General features: G+C 70.5%; 7 protein-coding genes. 2 read left to right on the plus strand and 5 right to left on the minus strand.

Going from position 1 to position 6,769, the window contains the following annotated elements; all coding sequences use genetic code 11:
• The 4 genes from JHC36_RS05240 to dapF form a co-directional block, all read right to left on the minus strand.
• On the minus strand, positions 1 to 982 hold a 982-nt coding region (locus JHC36_RS05240), incomplete at its 3' end, for a class I SAM-dependent rRNA methyltransferase (protein ID WP_287916713.1).
• Positions 983 to 1,058: 76 nt separating this feature from the next.
• Complete coding sequence (locus JHC36_RS05245) at positions 1,059 to 2,072, minus strand: tyrosine recombinase XerC (protein ID WP_287916715.1); 1,014 nt, start codon at positions 2,070 to 2,072, stop codon at positions 1,059 to 1,061.
• 37 nt (positions 2,073 to 2,109) lie between these two features.
• Complete coding sequence (locus tag JHC36_RS05250) at positions 2,110 to 2,793, minus strand: DUF484 family protein (protein ID WP_287916717.1); 684 nt, start codon at positions 2,791 to 2,793, stop codon at positions 2,110 to 2,112.
• Between the two features lie 60 nt (positions 2,794 to 2,853).
• Complete coding sequence (dapF, locus tag JHC36_RS05255) at positions 2,854 to 3,786, minus strand: diaminopimelate epimerase (RefSeq protein ID WP_287916720.1); 933 nt, start codon at positions 3,784 to 3,786, stop codon at positions 2,854 to 2,856.
• Between the two features lie 220 nt (positions 3,787 to 4,006).
• Here dapF and JHC36_RS05260 point away from each other — a divergent pair, with 220 nt between their 5' ends.
• Together JHC36_RS05260 and JHC36_RS05265 are read left to right on the plus strand one after the other, a co-directional pair.
• A complete protein-coding gene (locus tag JHC36_RS05260) occupies positions 4,007 to 5,665 on the plus strand; it encodes an MBL fold metallo-hydrolase (protein WP_287916721.1) in 1,659 nt (552 codons plus the stop codon).
• Positions 5,662 to 6,387, plus strand: coding sequence for a S4 domain-containing protein (locus tag JHC36_RS05265; RefSeq protein WP_287916724.1), 726 nt, complete (start codon positions 5,662 to 5,664; stop codon positions 6,385 to 6,387). The genes JHC36_RS05260 and JHC36_RS05265 overlap by 4 nt, the downstream gene beginning before the upstream one ends.
• Before the next feature lie 37 nt (positions 6,388 to 6,424).
• On the opposite strand, the gene JHC36_RS05270 is transcribed toward JHC36_RS05265, so the two are convergent.
• The gene (locus tag JHC36_RS05270) at positions 6,425 to 6,625 is read right to left on the minus strand and encodes a hypothetical protein (RefSeq protein WP_287916727.1); all 201 of its coding nucleotides are present in this window, start codon (positions 6,623 to 6,625) and stop codon (positions 6,425 to 6,427) included.
• Positions 6,626 to 6,769: the final 144 nt, after the last annotated feature.

Here is a 6,769-nt window from a genome sequence, read left to right on the forward strand (position 1 = left end):
GCGCGAGCAGCTTGAGCGCCAGGCGGTTGATGTCTTTGTACGCACGCGCGGCGCGTTCGGCGTGGGCGGCCGTCGGCGCGAACTTCGGCGGGTCGAGAATGATGGCGTCGAAACGCTCGTCCGCGTCCAGAAAACGCCGCAGCGAGGCGTTGACGTCGGCATCGAGAAACTGCGCGCGCGCCGCGTCGAAACCGTTGAGCGCGACATGCGCGCGGGCGCGCTCGAGCGCAGGCGCCGAGGAGTCGATAGACACCACCTCGGCAGCGCCGCCGGCCAGCGCGGCCACGCTGAAGCCACCGGTGTAGCAATAGCAGTTGAGCACGCGCACGAAGCCGCGGCGCCGCGTGTGCACGGCAAAACGCGCGCGGTTGTCGCGCTGGTCGAGATAAAAGCCCGTCTTGTGGCCCTGCGCGATGTCCACCGTGAGGCGCCAGTCGTGCTCGCGGATAGTCACTTCGGTCTCGCCGCTGCCGCGCAGCCAGCCCACGGACTCCGCGAGCCCCTCGAGCGTGCGCACGCTGGCGTCCGAGCGTTCGTACAGGCGCGGGCAGCCGGTCAGTTCGAGCAAGCTGTCGGCGATCAGCGACTTGTGGCGCTCGACGCCGCAGGCGGTGAACTGCGCCACCAGCGTGTCGGCATAGCGGTCGACGATGAGGCCGGGCAGACCGTCGGCCTCGCCGTGGATCAGGCGCACGCCGTCGCTCTCGACCCCGAGCAGGGCGCGTGCCCGCACGGCGCGCTCGATGCGCGCGCGGAAAAACGCCGCGTCGATACGCTCAGCCTCCTCGAAGCTCCAGACGCGGGCGCGGATCTTCGACCGCGGGCTGAATGCCGCCCACGCGAGGAAGCGCCCTTCGCTGGACTCGATGCGCACGAGTTCACCGGCGTCGCCGCTGCCCTTGTCGATGGCGCCGTCGAACACCCAAGGATGGCGGCGCAGCAGCGAGCGCTCTTTGCCCGGTTTGAGTCGGATGGTTTTCATGCGTCCGATTGTCGCCGGCGCCGTGCCGCCGAGAACCCAGCCCCGAGCCGCCAACATACCGCCCGAGCGCCGCGCCTCAATCGGGCTTGGACTTGGACTTGCGCGTGGCTTTGGCGCGCGGATGCGCGGCGTCGTAGGCGCGGGCGAGATGCTGGAAATCGAGCCGGGTGTAGACCTGCGTGCTGGTGATGCTGGCGTGACCGAGCAATTCCTGCACCGCGCGCAGGTCGCCGCTCGACTGCAGCAGGTGACTGGCGTAGCTGTGGCGCAGCATGTGCGGATGCACCGGGGCCGACAGGCCCGCAAGCTGTGCGCGCCGCCGCAAGCGCTGCCAGATCGACTGCGCGGTGAGCCGCGTGCCGCGCCGCCCGACGAACAAAGGCTCGGTCGGCTGCGCCGCCCCGCGCACGGCCAGCCAATGGTCGAGTGCGGCGAGCGCCGCGCGCCCGACCGGCACGCTGCGGCGCTTGCGGCCCTTGCCGGTCACATGCGCCTCGCCCGCCTCGCGGTCGATCCAGCCGCGTCCGGCTTGCGCGGCTTCGGCGCTCGCACCCACGTCGAGCCCGACGAGCTCGCCCACGCGCAGGCCGCAGCCGTAGAGCAGTTCGACCATGGCCGCGTCGCGCGCTTCGAGCCAAGGGTCGGCGGATTCGTTCGTGAACTCGGCGAGCTGCACGGCGTCATCCACCGGCAGCGCCTTGGGCAGCCGCTTGGCCGCCTTGGGCGCGCGCACCCCCTGCACGGGGTTGGTGGCGATGCGGCCCTCACGCCCGAGCCACGCGTAAAACCCGCGCCAGCCCGAGAGGATGAGCGCGATGCCGCGCGGCGTGCGTCCACCGGCGTGCATGCGCGCCGCCCAGGCGCGGATGTGGTGCGCTTGCACCTCCTCGAGCGATACCCCGGCATCCAGGGCGCGCGCATGGAGTTTTTCGAGGTCGAGCTGGTAGAGCGCCACGGTCCGCGGTGCGAGCCGCTTGACCACGCGCACATGCTCGAGGTAGGCCCGCGCGATCGCGGGCAGCTCGAGCGGGCTGGAAGCGTCGTCTTCGCTTTGGGCCGAGGCGGCGGTGCCGTTTGCCGGGGCGGGCATGGCGCAACGGGGCGGCTGGGCGCGACGGTGGCGGGCTTCAGCGCAGCCGGGAGAGCGCCGCGCTGACGATTTCACCCAGGCGCTCGATCAGGTCGGTCGCCATGCCCGCCGCGAAGCGCTGCGGGTCGGGCGAAGCCAGCACCAGCAGACCAAAGGCCGGCGTCTCGACCGTATCGCGCAAAGGCAACAGCACCAGCGACGCGGCGCGATCGGGCTCGGGCAGCCAATGCACCGCTTCGAAGCCCGCATTGGCGCCGATGTAAGGCTGCGCCAGTGACGACGCGAGGCTGCGCACATCGCCGCTTGCCCCCTGCGCCCACGGCTCGGTGCGGTGCGCGTCCGCCACCGCCCAGACCTTCAGCGCCACCTGCGGCACCTGGAAACGCTCGCGCAGTTCTTCGAGCACGCGCTCGGGCAGATCGGCGGGCGCGCGCACGAGCAGCAGGGTCCTCGCCAGCGCCAGCAGCCGCTCCGTGAGCAGCATGTTTTCGTTCCCGTGGCGAATCATTTCCATGATCCGTCGCTCCAGGCCTTTGATGCGCTCGCGCAGCATCTCGGCCTGGCGCTCTTGCAGGCTGACGGCACGTGCCCCGTGCGGGCTGGTGAGTTGCACGCTGGCGAGCAGCTCCGCGTGCCGGTTGAAAAAGTCCGGCGTCTGGATCAGATAGTTGGCGATGTCATCCTCGGTGATCGGGGGCACGCCAGGGGTGTGGGTATTCATGGGTTCTTTCCTTTGCCGACGCAGCGGCGTCGAAGTGTCGCTGCCAAAGCCATCACGCATTCACGGCGCATCCGGCCCGGCCGGGTGTTCGGGCAGTTCGATCTCGCCCTCGAAAACGGTGACCGCCGGCCCGGTCATGTGCACGGAATCCTCGAGCCGGCCCGACCACTCGATGGTCAGTCGACCGCCGCGCGTGCGCACATCCACCCGGGAATCGAGCCAGCCCAGGCGGATGCCCGCCACGACGGCGGCGCAGGCGCCGGTTCCGCAGGCGAGCGTTTCGCCCGCGCCCCGCTCAAAGACCCGCAGCCGGATGTTCGAACGATCGACCACCTGCATGAATCCCGCATTCACGCGCCGCGGAAAAGCTGGGTGATGCTCGATGCAGGGCCCGAGGACCTCGACTTCGGCACGCGCCACATCGTCGACGCGCAGCACGGCATGTGGGTTGCCCATCGACAAAACCGCTACATGAATGAGAGCATCTGAATCGCAATTTGCGCCGGCTATCGGACGATTTTCTTTCAAATCCAGCGGCCACATCTGCCACGAGCCGACCACCATCGGCGTTCGGGCGCCGGGCTCGAACGGCACGCGCGCAAGCTCGAACACCGGCGCTCCCATGTCCACCGTGACGCGGCCGTCGGGCTGCACGGCGAGCGACAACACCCCGCTCGCGGTGCGCACGCGCACCGGGTTGTCCTGGGTGAGGCCGCGCTCATGCACGTAGCGTGCGAAGCAGCGCGCGCCGTTGCCGCAGTTCTCCACCTCGCCGCCGTCGGCGTTGTGGATCACGTAGCCGAATGCAATGCCGGCGGCGGCATCTTCAGGCGTGGGCGCGCGCACGCTCAGAATCTGGTCGGCGCCGACCCCGAAATGCCGGTCGGCCAGGAAGCGGTAATGCGCGGGCTCGAGCCCAAACCGGCCCTGCGTCTCGTCGAGCACGACGAAATCGTTGCCCGCACCCTGCATCTTGGTGAAGCGGATCTTCATGGCCGCCATTATCAGGCGACAGCCGAACGCGGCCTGGGTCGCCATAAGGCAACGCTGAATAAGTTCCCGTGATGGCGCGCGCCCGGCTGCGGGATGGGATGCGAGGCGCAAACCGCAGCCATAGCCGAAGCTATGGCGAGGATTTGCAACGAAGCAGACCGCCCGCAGCCGGGATGCGCGGCGCGCGAGGGACTTGTTCAGCGTTGCCATAATCCAGCGCATGGTCCGCCCCACCCAACTCCTGCACCCGCAGCGCGAACCGGCGCCACCGCGCCCCGCCGCCACCGTCCTGCTGCTGCGCGACAGCCCGGCCGGCTTCGAGGTGCTCATGACCCGGCGCAGCGCGCATGCAAGCTTTGCGCCCGGCGCCTACGTGTTTCCCGGCGGCGGCATCGACGCCGCTGACGCGAGTCCCGAAGCACACGCGCAGGCCACGCGGCGCCCCGGCCAGCGCGAAGCGCATCTCACCCAGGCGATTGCCGCCATTCGCGAGAGCTTTGAGGAACTCGGCGTGCTGCTCGCGCGCCACGCCGACGGGCGCATGGCAGATGCGGCCGACATCGCCGCCCTCGACCGCAAGGGCTCTTTCGTCGCCCAGTGCGCCGCGCGCGGCCTCCAGCTCGCCGCCGCCGATGTGTTCGTGCTGGCGCACTGGATCACCGACCGTGACCTGCCGCGGCGCTTCGACGTACCCTTTCTCGTCGCGCGCATGCCCGAAGGCCAAGAGCCCGTGGCCGACGAGGCCGAGCAGTTCGAGCCGGTCTGGGTGCGGCCGGCCGATGCGCTCGCGCGCCATGCCGCGGGGCAGTTCTTCATGATCTTCCCGACCATCCGCACGCTCGAGCGGCTGCAATACTTTGCCGGCGTGGACGCCGTGCTCGCCGCCTGCGCCGCCAACGAGGAGCCGCTGTGGACGAGTTGCCCGCGTGCGGGCCTGCTCGGTGGGCGCGAGGCGCGCTTTATGGAGCACGAGCCGCCCTACGGCGAACTCGAACTCGTCTGCCCCGACGGCCAGATCCTGCATCCGCTCGACTGGCACCGCGACGAGCCCACGCCGCTGCTCAAAAACGTCGCGCGCCTGACCGCCGCCAACCCGGGCGCCATGACCGGCCCCGGCACCAACAGCTACCTCGTCGGCGACCCCAGCACCGGCTACATCGTCATCGACCCCGGGCCAGTGGATGCCGAGCACCAACAGCGCCTCTGGCGCGCCACGGGCGGCGCGATCCAGGCCATCGTCTGCACGCACTCGCATCCCGACCATGCGCCCGGCGCGTGGCCGCTGCAGGCGCTGTGCGCGCACCGACCACCCGTCCTCGGGCTGCCCTCGGCCGCCACCGCGCGTGCCGCCAGTGCGTTCACGCCCGACCGAACGCTCTGCGACGGTGAATGCCTGGTGCTGCGCAGCGCCGACGGCACCACGACCCACACGCTCGAGGTGCTGCACACGCCCGGCCATGCCGCCAACCACCTCTGCCTGGTGCTGCGCGAAGACGGCCTGCTGTTCAGTGGCGACCACATCTTGAACGGCAGCACCACCATCGTCGACCCCCCCGATGGCGACATGAGCGCCTATCTCGACTCGCTCGACCGACTCGCCGCGCATGGCCACGCACACGAGGTGCGCTACATCCTGCCCGCGCATGGCTACGTGATCGCCGACGCCCCCGCCGCCATCGCACGGCTCAAAGCGCACCGACTGCAGCGCGAAGCCAAGGTCATCGCCGCCATGCAGGCCGCGCCCGAGGGCACGCTGCAAGACTGGGTGCGCCTGGCCTATGACGACGTGCCCGAACGCATGTGGCCGCTGGCCGAGCGCAGCCTGCTCGCCCATGTGCAGCGCCTGCGCGCACTCGCCCCGGCCAACGACGGCCTATGAACCGTCCCCCGAATCCCGGCGCTGCCCCCGTTGAGGTCGGCGAGCGGCTCGCCAAGCGGGTGGCCGCGCTGCGCGGCTGCTCGCGCGCCGAGGCCGAACGGCTGATCGAAGGCGGCTGGGTGCGGGTGGATGGGGTCGTGGTCGAGCAGCCGCAACACCGCGTGCGCGATGAACGCATCGAGATCGACCCGAACGCCCAAGCCGCCGCACTGCGCCCCATGACGCTGCTGCTGCATCGAAGCGCGGCTGCCGCCGCGGCCCCGCCCGCTGCGGCCGACCGCTGGGACGCCGACCCCTCGCGCGAGCGGCTGCTGCGCCGCCATCTGCAGGCCTTGCAGGCGCCCCTCTCGCTGCCGCCGGCGTGCAGCGGCCTCGTCGTCTGGACGCAGGACGCCGCGGTCGCACGCCGCCTGATGGAGGACGCGACGCTGCTCGAGCAGGAATTTCAACTCGACGTGGCGGGCCCCGTGAGTCCCGTGCAACGCGCCGCGCTGCAGCAAGCCCTGCCCGGGGGCAAAGCCAGCGTCGGCAGCAGCCAGGCCGACCGCACGCGGCTGCGGGTGGTCGGCAAGGGCGCACAGGCCCCCGCGGTGCTGCTCGACGCGAGCGCGCGCGCCGGACTTGCGATCCTTGCGCTCAAGCGCCTGCGCATCGGCCGCATCGCCCTCGGCCCGCTGCCCGAAGGCCGGTGGCGCTTCCTGCGGCCGTTCGAGCGGTTTTGAACCCTAACCGGCCGGCAGCGGTCGTCCAGCCCCTCGTTCACTGCGGCGCCAACGAGCAATGGCCCGCGCTCGCCGACGGGCCGGAACCCAGTGCCAGCGGCGGCGGCTCGGCGAATCGGTCATGCGGCGTGCTGTTCCGCCAATCGAGCAGCAAAAGCAGCACGACCACCAACCAAAAGAATACGGGCCGTGCGCGCCAGCGCCCGGTCGTCGCATTGGGCCTCGATGGTTGTTTCATGGTCTCAGAGGCTGAGAGGGAATTGGGCGTGCCCGAAGGGGCGCCCCAAAACGCGCCCGAGTAGGCGCAAAGCACAGCCGTAGCTCGGGCTACGGCGCGCATTTGCAACGCCCTCGGGCGTGTTTTGGGACGTCAAAGCGGGCA

The organism is Tibeticola sp., assembly GCF_022759015.1.
In the GTDB taxonomy this organism is placed as follows: domain Bacteria; phylum Pseudomonadota; class Gammaproteobacteria; order Burkholderiales; family Burkholderiaceae_C; genus Tibeticola; species Tibeticola sediminis.